The organism is Streptomyces sp. SKN60 (genome assembly GCF_026236535.1).
In the GTDB taxonomy this organism is placed as follows: Bacteria; Actinomycetota; Actinomycetes; order Streptomycetales; family Streptomycetaceae; genus Streptomyces.
Map to the genome: position 1 here is coordinate 103,682 of NZ_JAHTMW010000005.1, position 18,696 is coordinate 122,377.

Below are 18,696 nucleotides of genomic sequence, written 5' to 3' on the forward strand. Positions count from 1 at the left end.
CCCGGGCGCGGCCTCCAGCGTACGGAAGGGGTCCGACAGTCACCCTTCCGCGCCGGGCTCCGGCCGGCGGGCGATCTCGCGGGCGAGGGCGAGGAGAGCAGGCGTCGCCGGGTGGGGGGTCGCGGGGCGCCAGGCGAGGAGGACGGGGAGGGGTGGGGCGTCCGGGAGGGGGCGGTAGGTGACGCCCGGGTGGGGGTGGAGCGCGGCCGTCGAGGCGGAGGAGACGCCGATGCCGCGGCCCGCAGCGATGGCGGCGAGCCAGTCGTCGGTGTTGGCGACGGTGAGGGTCGCGCGGGGGCGGTGGTCCGGGGGCCAGAGGTCGAGGGTGGTGGTGCCGGAGACCGTGTTGAGGACGGCGGTCTCGTCCGCCAGGTCCGCGAGCGTCAGCTCCGTGCGCGCCGCGAGCTCGCCGTCCGCCGGCAGCGCCGCCACCCGCGCCTCCCGCAGCAGCTCCTCGGTCGCCAGGCCGGGCACGTCCACCGGCCCGCGCAGCAGCGCCGCGTCGACCTCGCCGCGCAGCAGACCGGCGGTGCGGTCGTCGACGCGGAGGAGTTCGAGCGGGGTCTCGGGATGCTCCTGCCGCCAGCGGCGCAGCAGGGGGGTGGTGTACGGGCCGAAGGCCGACCAGGCGTGTCCGAGCCGCAGCGGGCGGTGGTGCGGGCCGCCGCCCGGCGCCACGGCCGCGTCGAACGCGGCGACCGCCGCCGTCGCCCGCTCCCGGAACCCCCGCCCCTCCGCCGTCAGCGCCAGATGGTGCGTGGAGCGGTCCACGAGCCGCACGCCGAGGTGTTTCTCCAGAGCGGCGAGGGTGCGGGAGACCGCGGGCTGGGTGAGGTGGAGGCGGGTGGCGGCCCGGGTCAGATTGCCCTCCTCGGCGATGGCGAGGAAGCAGCGCAGATGGCGGAGCTCGATGTTCGTGCGGCTCATGCGTGCGGAGCATAACCGCAGCGCAATCGGCATTTCCGGTGCCGCGCGGAGGCTCGTAGCGTGAAGCGGAGGAGTCCGTACCGAGAGGGCGGGTTCCGGATCCAGCCCAGAAGTCCATTACTCTGGACTCGGAAGTCCACTACTGTGGACTTCGATGCGCTTCGGACGCGCTTCGGATGTGCAGCACAGCAAGGCAAGGAGTACGCCGGTGGACAGCCCGGTCAAGGACATCGCCGCCGCCACCCCGGTGGCCGCCCCCGCCATCGCCACCGCACCGGTCACCACTCGCGCCACCCGCCTCGGCCCCGTCGCGCTCGTCGTCGCCGGCGGCCTCTCCGTACAGTTCGGATCCGCGGTCGCCGTGCTGCTCATGCCCCGGGCCGGCGCCCTCGGTGTCGTCACCCTGCGGCTCATCCTCGCCGCGGTCGTCCTGCTGATCGCCTGCCGGCCCAAGGTGCGCGGATACGGCCGCGCCGACTGGGGCACGGTGCTCGCCTTCGGCGCCGCGATGTCCGGCATGAACATCCTGTTCTACCTCTCCGCCGCCCGCATACCGCTCGGCGCCGCCGTCACCCTCGAAGTGCTCGGCCCGCTCGCGCTCTCCGTCCTCGCCTCCCGCCGCCTGGTGAACCTGCTCTGGGCCGGGCTCGCCCTCGCCGGCGTCGTGCTCCTCAGCGGCCTGGGCGGCGGCGGCCTCGGCCGGCTCGATCCGCTCGGTGCCGGGTTCGCGCTCGCCGCCGGCGCGATGTGGGCGACGTACATCGTCTTCAGCGCCCGCACCGGCCGCCGCTTCCCGCAGGCCGACGGGCTCGCGCTCGCGATGGGCGTCGGTGCGGTCATCAGCCTGCCCTTCGGCATCGTCTCGGCGGGCGACAAGCTGCTCGTGCCGTCCACCATCGGCCTCGGGCTCGGCGTCGCGCTGATGTCCTCCGTGCTGCCCTACACCCTCGAACTCCTCGCCCTGCGTCGCCTCCCCGCGCCCACCTTCGCGATCCTCATGAGCCTGGAACCGGCCATCGCCGCCACCGCCGGCTTCCTCGTCCTCCACCAGGCCCTCGGCCTGACCGACGCGCTCGCCATCGCCCTCGTCATCGCGGCGAGCATGGGCGCGGTACGGACCCAGGTCGGCCGCCGCGCCAAGTCCTGAACCGTCGAGTCCTGAACCGTCGAGTCCTGAACCGTCGAGTCCTGGCCCCGTACGAACCCCCCGCGCGACCACCTGTATTCGGCCATGGGTCAGGATGGCGCCATGGCCCTTGAGATGCGCGAGCGTTGCGAACGCTGCGAGACGACCGTCCTTGCCCTCGACGATCCCGCCCGGATCTGTTCGTACGAGTGCACCTTCTGCGTTCCCTGCTCGGACGCGATGCACGACGTCTGCCCCAACTGCGGCGGCGAACTGGTCGCCAGGCCGACCCGCGTGACCGCCACCGCCTGAGCCGGGAACCGGCCCGGTGGTGCTGCCCGCGCCCGTCACCGACAACAACTCGGTGGCGGGCGCGGCCCGTTGCGTACCACGATGCAGACATGACCGCACGCGAATTCGAATTCCCCGAGACCCGCGACACCCCCGAGCGCTGGACGACGGCCACCGTCTACCCCGACATGTGGGTCGACCCCGACGACGACCCCCGCGACAAGCAGGGCCCCGGGCCCGACGGAGAGCTCGCGACCCTGCAGGACTTCCTCCACGACTACCGCCTCACCCTCCGCATGAAGTGTGATGGCCTGGACGCCGAACAGCTCGCCCGCCGTTCCGTCCCGCCGTCCACCATGTCGCTCCTCGGTCTCGTACGGCACCTCGCCGAGGTCGAGCGGGACTGGCGCGGCTGGCTCGGCGACGACAAGCGGCAGCCGAAGCTGTACGGGGCGCGGGACGCCGACTTCCACGGCGCCGTCGCCGACCCGGACGTGGTCGCGGAGGCCTTCCGCGACCTGGAGCGCGAGCAGGCGGCGACGGACGCCGCCCTCGCCGCCTACGCCGACCTGGGCGAACGGGTCGGCTCCGACGAGATCGCGATCCGCGAGCTGATGGTGCACCGCATCGACGAGTACGCCCGCCACTGCGGGCACGCGGACCTGCTGCGGGAGTGCGTCGACGGGCGGGTAGGTCAGTAGGAGTCAGGCAGGCCCTGAGGGGCGCACGCGAGGGGGGCCGGGGCGGAAACCCCCGGCCCTCCTCGCGTTCCAGGCTCTCCGGCGTGGCGGCCCGAAACCGCACGCAGAATCCAAAGCAAGCACGCTTGATTGTTTCTGGCCCGGCTGCCATGCTCCTCACGCACGCCCGTGACCCGCCCGTCCCCCGAGGGGAGCGCACCGTGTCCGACCCCGCCGCCGTCCTCGCCGACCTGCGCGCCGAGAGCGAGGAAGTCGACGAACTGGTAAGGGGGTTGACCGCCGAGCAGTGGGCGCTGCCCACGCCCGCGCCGCGCTGGACGGTCGCCCACCAGATCGCCCACCTCGCCTGGACCGACGCCGCCGCGCTGCTCGCCGCGACCGATCCCGAGGGCTTCGCCGCCGAGACCGAGAAGGCGCTCGCCGCGCCCGACCGCTTCGTCGACGACGGCGCCGACGAGGGCGCCGCCCAGCCGCCCGCCGTCCTGCTCGCCCGCTGGCGCGAGGGCCGCGAGCGGCTGCACCGGGTCCTGGCCGAGGCGCCGCCCGGGACGCGGTTCCCCTGGTACGGGCCGGCCATGAGCGCCGGGTCGCTCGCGACCGCCCGCCTGATGGAGACCTGGGCGCACGGCCAGGACGTGGCCGACGCCCTCGGAGTCGTACGGCAGCCGACCGCGCGGCTGCGGCACGTGGCCTGGATCGGGCTGCGGGCCCGGGACTACGCGTACTTCGTGCGCGGCCTGACCCCACCCGCCGAGCCCTTCCGCGTCGAACTCACCGCGCCGAGCGGCGAGTTGTGGACGTACGGGCCGGAGGACGCGGCTCAGAAGATCACCGGGCCCGCCCTCGACTTCTGCCTGCTCGTGACCCAGCGCGCCCACCGCGACGACACCGCCCTGACCGCCGTCGGCGCCGACGCCGAGGAATGGCTCGGCATCGCCCAGGCCTTCGCCGGCCCGGCGGGCGACGGCCGCGCCCCCAAGGGGGCCGCGTGAAGCGCGTCCTCCGGATCGGCAACGCCTCCGGCTTCTACGGCGACCGCTTCGACGCCGTGCGGGAGATGCTCACAGGAGGTGAGCTGGACGTTCTCACCGGGGACTACCTCGCCGAGCTGACCATGCTCATCCTCGGCCGCGACCTCCTCAAGGACCCCTCGGCCGGTTACGCCAAGACCTTCCTGCGCCAGATGGAGGAGGGCCTCGGGCTCGCCCACGAGCGCGGCACCCGGATCGTCGCCAACGCGGGCGGCCTCAACCCCGCCGGACTCGCCGACGCCCTGCGCGCGCTCGCCGAGCGGCTGGGCCTGCCGGTCCGGATCGCCCACGTCGAAGGCGACCGACTCCCGCCCCGGCAGGGAACGCTCGCCGCCAACGCCTACCTCGGCGGCGCCGGCATCGCGGCCTGCCTGACCGCCGGCGCGGACGTGGTCGTCACCGGCCGGGTCACGGACGCGGCGCTGGTCACCGGGCCCGCGCAGTGGTTCTTCGGCTGGGGGCCGGAGGACACCGACCGGTACGACAAGCTGGCGGGCGCGGTCGTCGCCGGCCACGTCCTGGAGTGCGGCACCCAGGCCACCGGCGGCAACTACGCCTTCTTCCGCGGCCACGACCCCGCTCTCCTCCGCCGCCCCGGCTTCCCGCTCGCCGAACTCCACGCCGACGGCAGCGCCGTCATCACCAAGCACCCCGGCACCGGCGGCCTCGTCGACACCGGCACGGTCACCGCCCAGCTCCTCTACGAGACGGGCGGTGCCCGCTACGCCGGACCCGACGTCACCGCACGCCTCGACACCGTCCGGCTCACCCAGGAGGGCCCGGACCGGGTGCGGATCGAGGGCGTGCGGGGCGAGGCCCCGCCCCCGACGCTCAAGGTCGGGCTCAGCAGGCTCGGCGGCTTCCGCAACGAGGTCGTGTTCGTCCTCACCGGCCTCGACATCGGGGCCAAGGCGGAGCTCGTGCGGGCGCAGCTCCACGACGCCCTGGCCAAGAACCCGCCCGCCGAGGTCCGCTGGGACCTGGCCCGCACCGACCACACCGACGCCCCCACCGAGGAGACCGCGAGCGCCCTGCTCCGGCTCGTCGTCCGCGACCCCGACCCCGAGAAGGTCGGCCGCACCCTGACAGGGGCCGCGATCGAACTGGCCCTCGCCTCCTACCCCGGCTTCCATGTGACCGCCCCGCCGGGCAAGGGTGCCCCCTACGGGGTCTTCGACAGCGCGTACGTCCCCGCCGGGGAGGTCCCGCACACGGCGGTGCTGCCCGACGGGACCCGCGCCCCCGTGCCCGTACCGCCGACGACCCGTGCCCTGGAACCCGTACCGGATCCGGAGCTTCCGGAGCCGCTCCCCGAGACGACGCCGACCCGGCGGGCCCCGCTCGGCCTCGTCGCCGGCGCCCGCAGCGGCGACAAGGGCGGGGACGCCAACGTCGGCGTGTGGGTCCGGACAGAGGCGGAGTGGCGCTGGCTCGCGCACGCCCTCACCACCGACAGGTTCCGCGAACTCCTCCCGGAGACCGCGGACTTGACCGTCACCCGGCACGTGCTGCCCAACCTCCGCGCGCTCAACTTCACCGTCGCCGGAATCCTCGGCGAGGGCGTCGCCTCCCAGGCCCGCTTCGACCCCCAGGCCAAGGCCCTCGGCGAGTGGCTGCGCTCGCGCCACCTCGACATCCCGGAGGAACTGCTGTGACCGTGCTCGCCTCCGCCCTCGACACCGGCGGACCCGACCACGCGGCCCACCGCGCCGCCATGCTGGAGAAACTGGTCGCCCTCGACGCCGAGCACGCCAAGGCGCTCGCGGGCGGCGGCGAGAAGTACACGGCCCGGCACCACAAGCGCGGCAAGCTGCTCGCCCGCGAACGGATCGAGCTGCTCGTCGACCCCGACTCGCCGTTCCTGGAGCTGTCGCCGCTCGCCGCCTGGGGCAGCGACTACCCCGTAGGGGCGTCCCTGGTGACCGGCATCGGGGTCGTCGAGGGCGTCGAGTGCCTGATCACCGCCAACGACCCGACCGTGCGCGGCGGCGCCTCCAACCCGTGGACTCTGAAGAAGGCGCTGCGGGCGAACGAGATCGCCTTCGCCAACCGCCTCCCCGTCATCTCGCTCGTCGAGTCCGGCGGCGCCGACCTGCCCTCCCAGAAGGAGATCTTCATCCCCGGCGGGGCGCTCTTCCGCGACCTCACCCGGCTCTCCGCCGCCGGCATCCCCACCATCGCCGTCGTCTTCGGCAACTCGACGGCCGGCGGGGCCTACGTCCCCGGCATGTCCGACCACACCGTGATGATCAAGGAGCGGTCGAAGGTCTTCCTCGGCGGCCCGCCGCTGGTCAAGATGGCGACCGGCGAGGAGAGCGACGACGAGTCCCTCGGCGGCGCCGAGATGCACGCCCGCACCAGCGGCCTCGCCGACCACTACGCCGTCGACGAGCCCGACGCCCTGCGCCAGGCCCGCCGGATCGTCGCCCGCCTCAACCACCGCAAGGCGCACCCCGATCCGGCGGCGGGCCGGGAGCCGGCCGAGCCCCCGAAGTACGACGCGGAGGAGCTCCTCGGCATCGTCCCCGGAGACCTCAAGATCCCGTTCGACCCGCGCGAGGTGATCGCCCGGCTCGTCGACGGCTCGGACTTCGACGAGTTCAAGCCGCTGTACGGGACGAGCCTGGTGACCGGCTGGGCGCGGCTGCACGGCTACCCGATCGGCATCCTCGCCAACGCGCAGGGCGTGCTGTTCTCCGCCGAGTCCCAAAAGGCCGCGCAGTTCATCCAGTTGGCGAACCAGCGCGACATCCCGCTGCTCTTCCTGCACAACACCACCGGCTACATGGTCGGCAAGGAGTACGAGCAGGGCGGCATCATCAAGCACGGCGCGATGATGATCAACGCGGTCTCGAACTCGAAGGTGCCGCACCTCTCCGTGCTCATGGGTGCGTCGTACGGGGCCGGGCACTATGGCATGTGCGGCCGGGCGTACGACCCGCGCTTCCTCTTCGCCTGGCCGAGCGCCAAGTCGGCCGTCATGGGCCCGCAGCAGCTGGCCGGCGTGCTGTCGATCGTGGCGCGCGCCTCGGCGGAGGCGAAGGGACAGCCGTACGACGAGGAGCAGGACGCCGGGATGCGGGCGTTCGTCGAGGCGCAGATCGAGAGCGAGTCGCTGCCGATGTTCCTCTCCGGGCGGCTGTACGACGACGGGGTCATCGACCCGCGCGACACGCGCACGGTCCTCGGGCTCTGCCTGTCCGCGATCCACACGGCACCGGTCGAGGGCGCGCGCGGCGGCTTCGGCGTCTTCCGAATGTGAGGCCTGCGCTGATGACCGAGCTGATTACCGCTGTCCTGGTGGCGAACCGGGGCGAGATCGCCTGCCGGGTCTTCCGCACCTGCCGCGACCTGGGCATCGCCACCGTCGCAGTCCACTCCGACGCGGACGCCGACGCCCTGCACGTACGAGAGGCCGACGCGGCCGTACGGCTGCCGGGCGCGACGCCCGCGGAGACGTATCTGCGCGGCGACCTGATCGTGGCGGCCGCGCTCGCGGCGGGCGCCGACGCCGTGCACCCCGGCTACGGCTTCCTCTCCGAGAACGCCGACTTCGCGCGGGCCGTGACCGAGGCGGGCCTGGTGTGGATCGGGCCGCCGCCCGCCGCGATCGAGGCGATGGCGTCCAAGACCCGGGCCAAGGAACTCCTCGGCGTCGCGCCGCTCGACGCCGCCGCGCTCACCGAGGCCGACCTGCCGGTCCTGGTGAAGGCGGCGGCCGGCGGCGGTGGCCGAGGCATGCGGATCGTACGCGAACTGAGCTCCATGGAAGCGGAGTTGAAGGCGGCGTCGGCGGAGGCGCTGAGCGCCTTCGGCGACGGCGAGGTGTTCGTCGAGCCGTACGTCGAGGACGGCCGGCACGTCGAGGTGCAGGTCCTCGCCGACACCCACGGCACCGTCTGGACCCTCGGCACCCGCGACTGCTCCCTCCAGCGCCGGCACCAGAAGGTCATCGAGGAGGCCCCGGCGCCCGGCCTCCCGGACGCGCTGGTCGAGGAGCTGTACGCGCGGTCGGCGGTCGCCGCGAAGGCCGTCGGGTACGTCGGCGCGGGCACCGTCGAGTTCCTGGTCGCCGACGTCCCCCAAGCTCTCGGCTTCGCCCGAGCAGGGGGGACCCCCAGGGCGCACTTCCTGGAGATGAACACCCGGCTCCAGGTCGAGCACCCGGTGACGGAGGAGGTCCACGGCCTCGACCTGGTCGCCCTCCAGCTCGCCGTCGCCGAGGGGCGTCCGCTGCCACCGGAGCCGCCCGCGCCCCGCGGCGGCCACGCCGTCGAGGCCCGGCTCTACGCCGAGGATCCGGCGGGCGGCTGGACCCCGCAGACGGGCGTGCTGCACGCCGTCGAGTTCCCCGCCGGGCCCGGCCTGCGCGTCGACACGGGCTACGCCTCCGGCGACACGGTCGGCGTCCACTACGACGCCATGCTCGCCAAGGTCGTCGCCCACGCGCCGACCCGCGCCGAGGCCGTACGCAAGCTCGCCCGCGCCCTGGAACGGGCCCGGCTCCACGGCCCCGCCACCAACCGCGACCTGCTCGTCGCCTCCCTCCGGCACCCCGACTTCGCCGACCCGGACCGGCTCGGCACCGGCTTCTACGACCGGCACCTGGACGCCCTGACCGCCGCCCCGCCCGCCGGGGCCTCCGTGGAGCAGGCGGCGGTGGCGGCGGCGCTCGCGGAGGCCGCGAGTAACGCGGGCCGCTTCGGGGGCGGTTGGCGAAACGTCCGCTCGCAGGACGAGACGCGGACGTACGAGGGGGCCGGGGGCGCGTACGAGGTCCGGTACCGCCCGACCCGTACCGGCGGCCACGAGGTCACCGCCCCGGAGGGCGTCACGGTCGTGTCCGCCTCCCCGCACCGCGTACGGCTCGAAGTCGCCGGAGTCGTACGGGACTTCGAGATCACCCGCTACCCCGGCGGGGTCGTCCACGTCGGCCCGCACCGGCTCACCGCCCGACCCCGCTTCACCGACCCCTCCGAGAGCCGGGCGCCCGGCTCCCTGCTCGCGCCCATGCCCGGCACCGTCGTCCGGATCGCCGAGGGCCTGGCAGCAGGCGCCCGGGTCGAGGCCGGGCAGCCGCTGCTCTGGCTGGAGGCCATGAAGATGGAGCACCGGGTCGTCGCACCCGCCTCCGGCACGCTCACCGCGCTCCACGCCGCCCCCGGCCGCCAGGTCGAGGTCGGCGCCCTGCTCGCCGTCGTACAGCCCGCCGTCGTATCGACCGAAGCCCAGGAGGAAGACCCCGCATGAGCACGCTCATAGAGTCCCCGGAACACACCGCCCTCCGCGCCGCCGTCTCCGCCCTCGGCCACCGCCACGGCCCCGGTTTCGACCGCGCCACGCTCTGGGCGGAGGCCGGCAAGCTCGGCTATCTGGGCGTGAACCTGCCCGAGGAGTACGGCGGCGGGGGCGGCGGCATGACCGAGCTGTCCATCGTCCTGGAGGAGGCGGGCGCGGCCGGCGCGCCGCTGTTGATGATGGTCGTGTCGCCGGCGATCTGCGGCACGGTCATCGCGCGCTTCGGCACGGAGGAGCAGAAGCGGGCCTGGCTGCCGGGGCTCGCGGACGGCACCCGCACCATGGCCTTCGGCATCACCGAGCCCGACGCCGGCTCCAACTCCCACCGGATCACGACGACCGCGACCCGCACCGAGGACGGCTGGGTCCTCAACGGCCGCAAGGTCTTCGTGTCGGGCGTCGACATCGCCGACGCGACCCTGATCGTCGGCCGCACCTCCGACGCCCGCACCGGCAGCCTCAAGGCGTGTCTCTTCATCGTGCCGCGCGACACGCCGGGCTTCGGGCGGCGCCACATCGAGATGGAACTCGACGCGAACGAGAAGCAGTTCGAGCTGACCCTCGACGACGTGCACCTGCCGGCCGACGCGCTGGTCGGTGGGGGTACCTCCCACGCCGGAGGCCGTGGTGGAGAGGACGCGGGCCTGCTGCAGCTCTTCGCGGGCCTCAACCCCGAGCGGATCATGACGGCCGCCTTCGCGATCGGCATGGGCCGCTACGCGCTCGCGCAGGCCGTGAAGTACGCGAAGGAGCGCCAGGTCTGGAAGGCCCCGATCGGCGCCCACCAGGCCATCGCCCACCCCCTCGCCCAGGCCCACATCGAACTCGAACTCGCCCGCCTGATGATGCGCAAGGCCGCCGCCCTGTACGACGCGGGCGACGACCTGGGCGCGGGCGAGGCGGCGAACATGGCGAAGTACGCCGCCGCCGAGGCGTGCGTGAAGGCCGTCGACACCTCCGTCCACACCCTCGGCGGCAACGGCCTGACCCGCGAGTTCGGCCTCGCCCGCCTGATCACGGCGGCCCGGGTGGCCCGGATCGCCCCGGTCAGCCGCGAGATGATCCTCAACTTCGTCTCGCACCAGACCCTGGGCCTGCCGAAGTCGTACTGAGCGGCTGACCGGCTGACCGGCTGACCGGCAGACCGGTTGGCCGGCGGTTCTAGAACCGGCAGGGGTGGGTGGACCCGCCGTTGCGCAGGTTCCCGTCGTACACCCAGCCGCTGCCGCGGACGTACGACCAGGTGTTGCCGTAGCTGTTGGTGACATAGCAGTTCACCGTGATCGCCGTCCCGGACGGCTTGGTGGTCACGGCCGTGCAGGCCCCGTAGGGGCCGACCCTGATCGGCGCGCTGCCGGCGGCGTAGTCCGTACTGCTGTACGGGTTCAGATTGCTCGGCGGCGCGCCCTGGCTCCAGGGACAGGCGGTCGCCGCCGCCTCGGCGGCCTCGGCCGGCGCGGCCACGACGACGGCGGGCGCGGCGAGCAGCAGCGCCGCGAGCGCGGTGCGGGCGGCGGTGAGCGATGCGGGCATGGCGTACCCCTTCGGTCGGTGACGGTGGGAGGGCACCAGCGTCCGGGCGGTCCGGCCGGCGGGGCAAGGGACACCCGCCGTCCCGGACGGGCCCGGCCCTGTCCCGGACAGGGATGAGGGTCGAGGGTCGTACGACGGTACGAGGCGGGATCTGGCTCCCCGGTACGACGACGGGGACGCCGTCCGGCCGCGAAGGTGCGGCCATGGCCACCTCGATCCGTACCATCGCCGCTGCCGACCTGCGCACCTCCGGGCTTGCCTTGCTGGCCCTCCCGGTCGGCCTCGCGGCGAGCGTCCTCGTCCTCGTCGGGCAGCCCACCCGCGCCGCCCGTCTCCGGTCCCGCCTCTCGCCCGCCGGACCCGGGCGCTGGACCGGCCCCCGGGTTCTGGCCCGGACGGTCCTCGGTCTGCCCCTGGACGTGACGGCCTTCGTCCTCCTCGCGTACGCCGCCTTCAACACCGTGCGCAATCTCGGCTACCCGCTCTGGTACGCGGACACCGACTACCACCAGGCCTGGGGCGGCCCCACCCTCGCCGGCGTCTGGGCCGTCCACTCCCTCGGCTGGCTGCTCTGCCTGGCCGTCCTCCTGCACTGGCCGGTGCGCTGGCTGGCCCTGGGGCAGGCGGCGGTGAGCCGCCGGGTCAGTTGATGCGGACGGTGCGGGCCCAGTCCGGTGGGGTGTCCGGGACGTAGCCGTCGTCGCCCGGGCGGAGGCGGTAGTACGGGCGGGGGAAGAGGCCGACGATCGTGCGGCAGGGCGGGGCGGTGGCGGGCCAGGGGGTCTGGCCGTCGGTGAGGACGACCACGACGTCCGGGCGGGGGTGCCGGCGCAGGGCGGTGGTGAAGCCGGAGCGGAGGTCGGTGCCGCCGCCGCCGATCAGGGTGATGCCCTCCGCCGCGCACAGCGGGTCGGCGACCCGGGCGGCGGCGTCGCAGGAGACCACGCGCACCAGGTCGCGCCGCCCGCCGACCGCGCGGGAGATCGCCGCCACCTCCAGGAGCGCGGCGCCGAGTTCCGCGTCGCTGACCGAGCCCGAGGTGTCGATGACCACCGACACCCGGGGCGGCTGGCGCCGCAGGCTCGGCAGGATCGTGCCGGGCAGGGCGACCGAGCGGCGCGAGGGCCGCCCGTAGCTGTGGTCGTCGCCGGCCCCGGCGCCGCCCACCGCAGCGCGGATCGCCGAGCCCAGCAACTCCCGCCACGGCTGCGGTGGCTGGAACGCCTCCTCGGCCCACCGCCGCCACCCCGCCGGCGCCTCGCCCGGCGGCCCGGTGAGCCCCTGTGCCACCTTGAAGCGCACCGCGTCCTGCTCCTGCTCGCTCAGCCCGTCCGCGCCGTCCGGGCCGAGGTCCCACTCCCGCTCCAGGCCGTCGGCGCCGCTGCCGCAGTCCAGCCACAGGTGCAGCCCGCCGGGCAGGGACTCCAGGCGGATCCGCCGGACGTAGTCCTCCATCAGCTCGTCCTTGGGCACGTTCAGGAGCGCCGGGGTGACGATCCCCTCCGGTGTGTCGAGCCCGTCCCCGTAGATGTCGTCGTTGATCTCGCAGTCGGCGGCGATGTTGAGCCGCAGCCGGTCGGCCGGCCGCCCCTCGAAGCCCTCGCGGCGGGCGATCCGGTCGCCGCGCCCGTGGTGGTCGCGGATCAGGTGCGCCACCTCGTGCACCCACACCCCGGCCAGTTCGTCGACCGACGTGCGCGCCACGAAGCCCGGCGAGGCGTAGCACCGCCAGTACCGGTCGACCGCCATCGTCGGCACCCGCCGCGACTCGACCACCCGCAGCGCGAACAGGGCCGTCGCCAGGTACGGGCGCGCCCGCACCGCCCGCAGCCGCGCCGCGTACAGCTTCTCCCGGTCGAGGGAGAGCGGGGCCGTGGCCTCGGTGGGGGCGCTCATCGGCCCGCCCCCGCCGTCACGCGGCCCGCCCCCGCCGGCACGCGGTCCGCGCGCCGGGACACGTCCACCACGCCCGCCAGCCGCTCGATCGCCACCGGCACCTCCCACTCCTCCCGCCGCAGCGCGGCCAGCGTCGTGGCCGGCACCACCACCAGGTCCGGCGGCCCGGTCTCCGCCGCCCGCACGAGCAGCTCCCAGGCCGCGTCCCAACGGGCCCGCTCCGGCCGGGCGTTGACCGCGGCGACCACGCCCTCCAGGGCGGCCTGCCGCCGGTCCCCGCGCTCCGGGAGCTCCGCGCCCGCCGGGTCGGCGAGCAGCACCTCCGGGTCCGGCAGGTCCATCCGGTCGATCCAGGCGAGGAGTTCGAGCCCGGGCCCGTCGCCGACCGTCCCCCGCACCAGCTGCGCGAGCACGTCCCGGGTCGCCCCGGCGGCCGTCGCGAAGGCGATCAGGGACAGCGTCATGTCCCAGCTGCGCGGCGACGGCCACGCGCCGCCCTTGCGGGTCTCGCTGCCCGGCAGCCGGTGGACGAGGGTGGGCCGGGCGGTGAGCAGCCCGGTCACCGCCCGCCGTGCGAAGTCGACGGCGCCGGGCAGCAGTTCGGGGTCGAGCTGGGGCAGCGTGGCGCGCGGCCAGGTGCCGCCGAGGCCCCGTACCACCACCTCCGGGTCATGGGTCCACTGCAGATGCACGAAACGGTTGGCGAGCGGCGCGCTCAGCTCCCACCCGTCCGCCGCCGAGGCGCGCGGATTGGCGGCAGCCACGATCCGTACCCCGGGCGGCAGTTGGAGGGAGCCGATGCGCCGCTCCAGGACGAGCCGGAGGAGCGCCGCCTGCACGGCGGGCGTGGCCGTGGACAGCTCGTCCAGGAACAGCAGCCCCCGCCCGGCACGGACAAGCCGCACCGCCCAGTCCGGCGGCGCGAGCGGCACGCCCTGCTCGGCCGGGTCGTCGCCGACGATCGGCAGGCCGGAGAAGTCGGACGGCTCGTGGACGCTGGCGATCACGGTGGTGAGCGGCAGGTCGAGCGACTCGGCCAGCTGGTGCAGCGCGGCGGTCTTGCCGATGCCGGGCTCGCCCCACAGCAGGACGGGCAGGTCGGCGGCGACGGCGAGGGTCACGGCCTCCAGTTGGGGGTTGGGGCGGGGTTCGGTGGCGGTGGTGCGGAGGAGGGTGAGGAGGTCGGCGGCGATGTCCAGCTCGGCCGAAGGCTTAGCAAATGTGGTCATAAGGGTCACCGTGGTGTGTGAGGAGGGAAGGGGAGGGCACGGGTCGGCTCAGGCCGGCTCGGGCCTAGAAAGACGCGTGGCGCGGGCGATGGCGCGTGTGCGGGTTGCCGCCCAGTCGGAACTCGTGGAGGAAGCGGGGCGGCGGCGGTCCGGCGAGCCCCGCCCGGTAGAGCCCGTACGAGAGCCGCTGCGTCTTCGCGCTGTGCAGCGCGCCGCGCAGCGGCCCGTCCCGCAGCACCGCCGCCGGACCGAGCAGTCCCTCGACGACGGCCAGCGCCCCGGCCACGTCGCCGTGGACGATCCGGTCCCGGACCCCGTCCAGGCAGTCCGGGCGCCGGTGCGCCTCGTCGATGGCCCGCAGACAGGGCAGCGGGGGGCCGGACAGTGCGAAGAGCAGTTCCTCGCGCCGTAGTTGCGCCGGATCGTGGTCGAGCGGCGCGAGGACGCCGTCGACCAGCGCGATCCGGTGTCGGGCGCCCCGGCACTCCACGATGCGCGGCGCGCCCGGGTCGTCCGGGACCCGTACGGCGGGGGCGGCCCCCGGCGCGAGAGCGGCGGCGACCAGCGGATGCAGCCGCCCGGGCTCGACCGCCCCGGCGCGCAGCAGCTCTAGGTCGGGCGGCAGCCAGGTCGCCGCGTCGGGCAGCAGCGGAAGCCGCGTACCCGAACCGCCTACGGCCCGTACGGAGCCGTAACCGCTGCCGGAACCGCCGACGTCGAGGACCAGCCGCCGCTCCCCGGCCCGTACGGCCACGGCACCGGCCGTCCGCCCCTCGGCGGCGAGCAGGATCCGGGCCTCGGCCGCCCAGCGCTCGGCCTCGGGCCGCGGCGGCAGGTCCGGGCCCAGCCCGGCCCCGGAGCGTTCCCGCAGCTCACCGGCCCGGCGGGCGTCCCACAGATGTCGGTGCAGGTCGAGCCGGAAGCGCCGGCTGGGCCGGGGATGCGGATGTACGGCGGGGTGGACGGCCGGGTCGTCCCAAGTCGGGTCCACCCCGTCCCACAGGGCGAGCGCGACGCGCTGTCCGCCCCCGGCCCAGGCGGGCGGGGTGCGCACCACGAGGTGCAGGGGAGGCCGGTCGCCCGTGAGGTCGTCGTACCGCGCGAGCGCGATCGTGAGGCCGGGTCGAAGCAGCCCGTCGGGCGCGACCCGGGGCAGGTGCCAGCGCAGCAGGTCCGGCGCCAGGTGCCGCAGGTCCGCCCGTACGCGGGCGGCCAGTTCGCGGCCTCGGGCCCGTACGAGCAGCTTGAGGTCCAGGTCGACGTCGAAGCCCGCGGTGGCGCACGCCCCGGCCCAGTCGCCGCGCAGGCGGCGGGCGGTGGCGGTCTCGATCATGGCGGCCGGCACGGCGAAAGCGCGCACGCGCGACCAGAAGGCGGGAAGCGAGGAAGCGGAATGCGAGGAAGCGGGAAGCGAAGAAGCGGAAAGCGAAGAAGCGGGGAAACGGGTGGCACCGTTCGCGATGTGAGTGGTCATCAGCACTCACCTTGCGCGGACGGGACCCCCAATCTGAGAGCAGAATGAGTCGTCATCGCGCCGATCGTAACCACACGCGGTCACGACCCGCCAGGGTAAATCCTGAATCATGCAGGCACGCTTGCTTGTTTCTCGTAGTGCTGCCAAGGTCGGCCCAGATCTCCCCACAACGCACGCGCACCAGACATCCTGTCGCTCAGGGGGCATGTACGCATGGTGTTCCGCAGTGAATTCGCCGACGTTCCGGTCGTCTCCCGTCCCATCCACGACGCCGTCCTCGGCCGTGCCGCAGAGTTCGGCGAGCGCCCGGCGCTGATCGACGGCACCGGCGGCGAGGGGGCGCTCACCCTCACGTACGCGCAGGTGGACGCCTTCCACCGGCGGGTGGCCGCAGGCCTCGCGGAGGCCGGGGTGCGCAAGGGCGACGTCCTCGCCCTGCACAGCCCCAACACGGTGCTGTTCCCGGTCGCGTTCTACGCGGCGACCCGCGCCGGCGCGTCCGTGACCACCGTCCATCCGCTCGCCACGCCCGAGGAGTTCGCCAAGCAGCTCCGCGACTCCGCCGCGCGCTGGATCGTGACCGTGTCGCCGCTGCTTGCGACGGCCCGCGCGGCCGCCGAACTCGCGGGCGGCGTCGAGGAGATCCTCCTCTGCGACGCGACGCCGGAGGGGGACGCGACCCGGTCCCTCCAGTCCTTCCTCGCCTCCACCGCCCCCGAGCCGGTCCTCGACATCGACCCGGACTCGGACGTCGCCGCCCTCCCGTACTCCTCCGGCACCACCGGCGTCCCCAAGGGCGTCATGCTCACCCACACCTCCATCGCCACCAACCTCGCCCAGCTCGAACCCCTGATGCCGATGGGCTCCGGCGAACGCATCCTCGCCGTGCTGCCGTTCTTCCACGTGTACGGCCTGACGGCGCTGATGAACGCCCCGCTGCGGCAGGGCGCCACCGTCGTCGTCCTGCCCCGCTTCGAGCTCGACGGCTTCCTGGCCGCCATCGAGAAGCACCGCATCGACGTCCTGTTCGTGGCGCCGCCGATCGTCCTCGCGCTCGCCAAGCACCCGGCGGTCGCGAACTACGACCTGTCGTCCCTGAAGTACATCGTCTGCTCCGCCGCCCCGCTCGACGCCGCCCTCGCCGAGTCCTGTTCGGCGCGGCTCGGGCTGCCGCCGATCCTCCAGGCGTACGGCATGACGGAGCTGTCCCCGGGCACCCATCTCGTCCCGCTCGCCACCGAGAACCCCCCACCGGGCACGGTCGGCAAGCTGCTGCCGTCGACCGAGATGCGGCTGGTCGCGCTCGACGACCCGGCGAAGGACGTCCCGGGGGGCGAGTCGGGCGAGGAGGGCGAGATCGCCATCCGTGGCCCGCAGGTCATGAAGGGCTATCTGGGCCGGCCGGACGCCACCGCCGCGATGATCGACGCGGACGGCTGGCTGCACACCGGCGACATCGGGCGGGTCGACGAGGACGGCTGGCTGTATGTCGTCGACCGGGTGAAGGAACTCATCAAGTACAAGGGCTTCCAGGTCGCCCCGGCCGAGCTGGAGGCACTGCTGCTCACGCACGAGGGCATCGCCGACGCGGCCGTCATCGGGGTCGTGGACGGCGACGGCACGGAGGTCCCGAAGGCCTTCGTGGTGCGTCAGGCGGCGGCGCCCGGCCGGCCGGAGCTCGGCGCCGAGGACGTCATGGCGTACGTGGCCGAGCGGGTCGCCCCGTACAAGAAGATCCGGCAGGTGGAGTTCATCGACACCGTGCCCCGAGCGGTGTCGGGCAAGATCCTGCGCCGGGAACTGAGGAACCGCGCATGAGCCTCATCCAGACAGGGTCCGACCGGGGCATCACCACGCTCACCCTGGACTCCCCGGCCAACCGCAACGCGCTCTCGGCGCCGCTGGTGACCGCGCTCGCGGACGCGCTGGCCGCCTGCGGCAAGGACCCGGGCGTACGGGCGGTGGTCCTGACCCACACCGGCGGTACGTTCAGCGCGGGCGCGGACCTGAAGGCGCCGCCCGGGCCGTACGCCTTCGTCGACCTGCTCCGGCAGATCGTCGAGCTGCCGAAGCCGGTGGTGGGCGTGGTCGACGGGCACGCGCGGGCGGGCGGCCTGGGGCTGCTCGGCGCGTGCGACGTCGTCCTGGCGTCGGAGGGGTCGGACTTCGCGCTCACGGAGGTACGGATCGGGGTCGCGCCCGCGGTCATCTCGCTCACCCTCCTCCCCAAGCTGGAGCCGCGGGCGGCGGCCCGCCACTACCTGACGGGGGAGCGTTTCGGTACGGCGGAGGCGCGGGCGATGGGCCTGGTGACGGGGCCCACCGCCGACCTCGACCCGATCCTGGACGGCCTGCGCCGGGCCTCCCCGCAGGGCCTGCGGGAGGCGAAGCGCCTGGTCACGGCTAGAGTCCTGGAAACCTTCGAACGCGAGGCGGAGGAGCTGGTGCAGTTGTCGGCCTCGCTGTTCGCCTCGGCCGAGGCGCGCGAAGGGATGACGGCCTTCCTCGAACGACGGGACCCTTCGTGGCGACTGTGACCGGCCCCAAACAGGACAGGAGCCGCGCCACCCGGCAGCGGCTCCTGGAGGCGGCGGTGGCCTGCCTGGCCGAGCACGGCTGGGCGGGCTCCACCGTCGCGGTGGTCGCCGAGCGGGCCGGGGTCTCCCGGGGCGCCGCCCAGCACCACTTCCCGACCCGCGAGGACCTCTTCACGGCGGCCGTCGAGTACGTGGCCGAGGAACGCTCCCAGGCCCTGCGCACCATCCCCACCCAGGACCGCCGCGCCGTCGTCGCCGCCCTCGTCGACCTCTACACCGGCCCCCTCTTCCGCGCCGCCCTCCACCTCTGGGTCGCCGCCTCCAACGAGGACCAGCTCCGCCCCCGCGTCACCGAACTCGAGGCCCGCGTCGGCCGCGAGTCCCACCGCATCGCCGTCGACCTCCTCGCCGCCGACGAGTCCCGCCCCGGCGTCCGCGAATCCGTCCAGGGCCTCCTCGACATGGCCCGCGGCCTGGGCCTCGCCACCCTCCTGACGGACGACCGCGCGCGTCGCGAGCGCGTGGTCGCCCAATGGGCGCAGCTCCTGGACGAGGCCCTGGGCTGACGCCCCTGGGCCGAGCCCCGGCCGGCGGGCCCGCATGACCGCCGTCACATCGCCCGCCCCGCCCCCGCAGTACGCTGGTCGCATGCT

At 74.4% G+C, this 18,696-nt stretch carries 18 protein-coding genes; 13 read left to right on the forward strand and 5 right to left on the reverse strand.

What is annotated here, in order from left to right:
- Positions 1-39: 39 nt before the first annotated feature.
- Positions 40-960 (reverse strand): LysR family transcriptional regulator, encoded by a 921-nt coding sequence (locus tag KV205_RS10220; protein ID WP_265863817.1) that lies wholly within the window; start codon positions 958-960, stop codon positions 40-42.
- 196 nt (positions 961-1,156) lie between these two features.
- On the opposite strand from KV205_RS10220, the gene KV205_RS10225 reads away from it, so the two are divergent.
- The 8 genes from KV205_RS10225 to KV205_RS10260 all read left to right on the forward strand — a co-directional run bounded on the left by KV205_RS10225 (position 1,157) and on the right by KV205_RS10260 (position 10,486).
- The gene (locus KV205_RS10225; RefSeq protein WP_374214659.1) at positions 1,157-2,074 is read left to right on the forward strand and encodes a DMT family transporter; all 918 of its coding nucleotides are present in this window, start codon (positions 1,157-1,159) and stop codon (positions 2,072-2,074) included.
- Positions 2,075-2,176: 102 nt separating this feature from the next.
- The gene (locus tag KV205_RS10230) at positions 2,177-2,365 is read left to right on the forward strand and encodes a DUF1272 domain-containing protein (protein ID WP_265863818.1); all 189 of its coding nucleotides are present in this window, start codon (positions 2,177-2,179) and stop codon (positions 2,363-2,365) included.
- Positions 2,366-2,454: 89 nt separating this feature from the next.
- Positions 2,455-3,045, forward strand: coding sequence for a DUF664 domain-containing protein (locus tag KV205_RS10235; RefSeq protein WP_265863819.1), 591 nt, complete (start codon positions 2,455-2,457; stop codon positions 3,043-3,045).
- Between the two features lie 200 nt (positions 3,046-3,245).
- Positions 3,246-4,037: a TIGR03084 family metal-binding protein gene (locus tag KV205_RS10240; protein ID WP_265863820.1), complete on the forward strand. Its 792-nt coding sequence runs from the start codon at positions 3,246-3,248 to the stop codon at positions 4,035-4,037.
- On the forward strand, positions 4,034-5,731 hold the full coding sequence (locus KV205_RS10245) for an acyclic terpene utilization AtuA family protein (protein ID WP_265863821.1): 1,698 nt from the start codon (positions 4,034-4,036) through the stop codon (positions 5,729-5,731). Before KV205_RS10240 ends, KV205_RS10245 begins: the two co-directional genes overlap by 4 nt.
- On the forward strand, positions 5,728-7,338 hold the full coding sequence (locus KV205_RS10250) for an acyl-CoA carboxylase subunit beta (RefSeq protein WP_265863822.1): 1,611 nt from the start codon (positions 5,728-5,730) through the stop codon (positions 7,336-7,338). Before KV205_RS10245 ends, KV205_RS10250 begins: the two co-directional genes overlap by 4 nt.
- 20 nt (positions 7,339-7,358) lie before the next feature.
- On the forward strand, positions 7,359-9,326 hold the full coding sequence (locus KV205_RS10255; RefSeq protein ID WP_274710309.1) for a biotin carboxylase N-terminal domain-containing protein: 1,968 nt from the start codon (positions 7,359-7,361) through the stop codon (positions 9,324-9,326).
- A complete protein-coding gene (locus KV205_RS10260; protein ID WP_265863825.1) occupies positions 9,323-10,486 on the forward strand; it encodes an acyl-CoA dehydrogenase family protein in 1,164 nt (387 codons plus the stop codon). Before KV205_RS10255 ends, KV205_RS10260 begins: the two co-directional genes overlap by 4 nt.
- 49 nt (positions 10,487-10,535) lie before the next feature.
- Here the strand turns inward: KV205_RS10260 and KV205_RS10265 are convergent, their stop codons facing one another.
- Positions 10,536-10,907, reverse strand: a complete 372-nt coding sequence (locus KV205_RS10265) for a hypothetical protein (RefSeq protein WP_265863826.1) — start codon at positions 10,905-10,907, stop codon at positions 10,536-10,538.
- Positions 10,908-11,110: 203 nt separating this feature from the next.
- Between KV205_RS10265 and KV205_RS10270 the strand changes: the two genes are divergently transcribed.
- Positions 11,111-11,557, forward strand: coding sequence for a hypothetical protein (locus tag KV205_RS10270; RefSeq protein WP_265863827.1), 447 nt, complete (start codon positions 11,111-11,113; stop codon positions 11,555-11,557).
- Here KV205_RS10270 and KV205_RS10275 read toward each other — a convergent pair.
- From KV205_RS10275 to KV205_RS10285, 3 genes are all read right to left on the reverse strand, one after another.
- Positions 11,550-12,803: a VWA-like domain-containing protein gene (locus tag KV205_RS10275; protein ID WP_265863828.1), complete on the reverse strand. Its 1,254-nt coding sequence runs from the start codon at positions 12,801-12,803 to the stop codon at positions 11,550-11,552. The genes KV205_RS10270 and KV205_RS10275 overlap by 8 nt on opposite strands.
- Entirely contained in the window at positions 12,800-14,032 is a 1,233-nt protein-coding gene (locus KV205_RS10280) for a MoxR family ATPase (RefSeq protein WP_265863829.1), read from the reverse strand. Before KV205_RS10280 ends, KV205_RS10275 begins: the two co-directional genes overlap by 4 nt.
- Positions 14,033-14,096: 64 nt before the next feature.
- Complete coding sequence (locus KV205_RS10285) at positions 14,097-15,365, reverse strand: hypothetical protein (RefSeq protein WP_265863830.1); 1,269 nt, start codon at positions 15,363-15,365, stop codon at positions 14,097-14,099.
- Here KV205_RS10285 and KV205_RS10290 point away from each other — a divergent pair.
- From KV205_RS10290 to KV205_RS10305, 4 genes are all read left to right on the forward strand, one after another.
- Positions 15,349-15,498, forward strand: a complete 150-nt coding sequence (locus KV205_RS10290; protein ID WP_265863831.1) for a hypothetical protein — start codon at positions 15,349-15,351, stop codon at positions 15,496-15,498. The genes KV205_RS10285 and KV205_RS10290 overlap by 17 nt on opposite strands.
- Before the next feature lie 221 nt (positions 15,499-15,719).
- The gene (locus KV205_RS10295; protein ID WP_265863832.1) at positions 15,720-17,324 is read left to right on the forward strand and encodes an AMP-binding protein; all 1,605 of its coding nucleotides are present in this window, start codon (positions 15,720-15,722) and stop codon (positions 17,322-17,324) included.
- Complete coding sequence (locus tag KV205_RS10300; protein ID WP_265863833.1) at positions 17,321-18,043, forward strand: enoyl-CoA hydratase family protein; 723 nt, start codon at positions 17,321-17,323, stop codon at positions 18,041-18,043. Before KV205_RS10295 ends, KV205_RS10300 begins: the two co-directional genes overlap by 4 nt.
- The gene (locus tag KV205_RS10305; RefSeq protein WP_265863834.1) at positions 18,031-18,609 is read left to right on the forward strand and encodes a TetR/AcrR family transcriptional regulator; all 579 of its coding nucleotides are present in this window, start codon (positions 18,031-18,033) and stop codon (positions 18,607-18,609) included. Before KV205_RS10300 ends, KV205_RS10305 begins: the two co-directional genes overlap by 13 nt.
- Positions 18,610-18,696: the final 87 nt, after the last annotated feature.